The sequence below is a fragment of the Clostridium oryzae genome, from assembly GCF_002029235.1.
GTDB classification, from domain to species: domain Bacteria; phylum Bacillota; class Clostridia; order Clostridiales; family Clostridiaceae; genus Clostridium_AE; species Clostridium_AE oryzae.
Genome location: NZ_MZGV01000143.1, coordinates 1 through 2,301 on the forward strand (window position 1 = coordinate 1; position 2,301 = coordinate 2,301).

General features: G+C 27.8%; 2 protein-coding genes. One reads left to right on the forward strand and one right to left on the reverse strand.

Translation table 11 applies throughout. The features are described 5' to 3' along the window. Nucleotides 1-366 precede the first annotated feature (366 nt). Complete coding sequence (locus CLORY_RS22670; RefSeq protein ID WP_079428845.1) at nucleotides 367-696, reverse strand: DUF7689 domain-containing protein; 330 nt, start codon at nucleotides 694-696, stop codon at nucleotides 367-369. 794 nt (nucleotides 697-1,490) lie between these two features. Between CLORY_RS22670 and CLORY_RS22675 the strand changes: the two genes are divergently transcribed. Next, the gene (locus CLORY_RS22675) at nucleotides 1,491-1,961 is read left to right on the forward strand and encodes a hypothetical protein (protein ID WP_079428847.1); all 471 of its coding nucleotides are present in this window, start codon (nucleotides 1,491-1,493) and stop codon (nucleotides 1,959-1,961) included. The last annotated feature ends 340 nt before the right edge of the window (nucleotides 1,962-2,301 follow it).

Genomic DNA, 2,301 nt, shown 5'->3' on the forward strand with positions numbered 1-2,301 from the left:
GCTTGTTATTCTTGATTTACAGGAACAACAATGCTCTTAAGCTCTCTGTTTTTAGCTTCCTGAGCCGTAATTAAATACTTAGCCATCCTTTGGACTTGCCCTTGATGGTATTGATAAATTAATGCTATAATGCTGTGATATTGACGGTTATATCTCTCTGTTTTTGAGTTCCTTCGCCGTTAATACTTTCCTCACTGCATTAATTTGTCATGCTGTCAAGGGTGGCGGCTTCCTTCACCTACCTATTTTTCCTTGCTTTTTTTCTTCTTTTTCTCTTTTCAATCCTACTTTTTTTCTCTAAATTTTTTTCATAGCAAACTTTACACTATCTCTTTTCTTTATTTTAAAGTGTTCGGCTTTCTGTGTCTACAATATTATACTAACACCAATAATTAATGGACTTGCTATTGGTACACCATAGTTTGCACTTTTATAGCTTTTACCTTTCATATACGTGTCTACTTTTGATTTGGTCGGGTTTGAAGATCCCCATGGCCATTCCCAAGTCATGCTGCCAGTTGCATATCCTAAGCAATTATAGCTTGAAGTGGCTGAAGCGTCATAAGTCCAAGTCCAGCTAATTGCGTCATAGAAGCTTTTGGGATTGACCAATGCAAAAACAGTAGTACTGGAAACTATTAGCATAGTTAGTGCCAAGAAAAGGGTCATTGTTTTGTTTTTTAGATTTTTAATCATAGAATATCTCCTTTCGGTATATACCTATATATAGGATTTAATGGTATACAACCATCACACCATATAATACCAATTATGTAAATAATAGTTGAACTGTTTTGCATAATTATTCACAAAAATATTTATAAAAGGCTATGTCATAATGGAGCCTCATATTTAATTGTTACTTTTTGATTTTACTATCGTAGTTATCGCTTTAATATTCCAATTAAAATATGAATATAAAAATAAAAACTTATCAATATTTTTACTATAGAAACATCATTTTAAAAGTTTAGCACTTTTATCTTATATAGATTGCTGTGAAAGTTTTAAAGTTATGAAAGAAAAATAAATCTGAATTAATCTTGCATGCTTAAATTGAATGATAGTATATTACGTGGTATAAGTTTCATTGGTATTTTATATAGAGCTGTTATGTTTATAATAAAATACGCCAAAAACTAAACGACACATTAATCTTGATTAAATAAACATCAATATGTGCACTATTTGTTTTGAAAAATTTGAATCATTTAAATGGTTCTGATATAATCAAATAATAACATTATTGTAAAAAAATAATACAGATGGATTAATTTAGATGAATAATATAAATAGTAAATAGAGGAGATATCAACCATAAAATAGATATTATAATAATGATATACTTAGTTTTGTAAAGATATCTATCATGGCTTAGTTTAATATTGCTTAATGTTTTAACTTTCTTGATGATGTACAGTGTAAGTTATTTTGCTATTATAAATTCAAATAATATCCCATATTATAAATTAATGAAAGGAAGAACTATTATGAAATTAAGGAAAACTTTATTAATTATTCTAGCTTTAGTACTATTTTCTTCATTATCAGGTTGCGGTAATAAGAAACAGGTTGTGGAAAGTAGTAATAAGAAAGTAGAAGTGGCAATTGACTCTAAAATTACTGAATATAGTCCTCTTATGTCGTCTATCCCAGGTATACCTCTTACAGCAAATTACAAATCAAAAATAAAACAAGATAATATAAAATTTCATTGGATTACTGAAGAAGGTACTTTTTTAGTGTGGAATAAAAAGAGTGGTAAAACTAGAATATTAGGTAATGACATTAAAATCAATAATGAAAAGATATATTGGGCTATCAATTCAAATGAAAAATTAAAAAAAATACCTTTTAAAATATATTTGAAAATTGAAAATGAACATTCGTCAAAAGTAATATGCGAGTCAAGTATTCAAATAGAACAAAATAAAAAAAATTGGTTCACGATAAAAAAGTAACAATATTTATATTTTGATGACAATTACAGTTATCAATTTAGAAGTCGCCAATATTAGTGTTGATGCTTAATTAAATTCTCTATACACCACTTTTTTGCACTTAATCACTATCTTTAGGCCTCACTACAGTCGTCACTAGCTTATTAATTCTTTTTAAAGAAGATTGAATCATGAATCGCAAGGAAGATATTCTTCCAAAAATTCAGGATGTGCTTCAAATTGTACATCTGGTTGATTTTTAAACAATAATTTGAGATATATGTTGTTTTGTAACATTAATGCTAATTCCATTCCTACAATATTTTTTTCTAACTCTACCATTACTAATTCTCCTATAAAT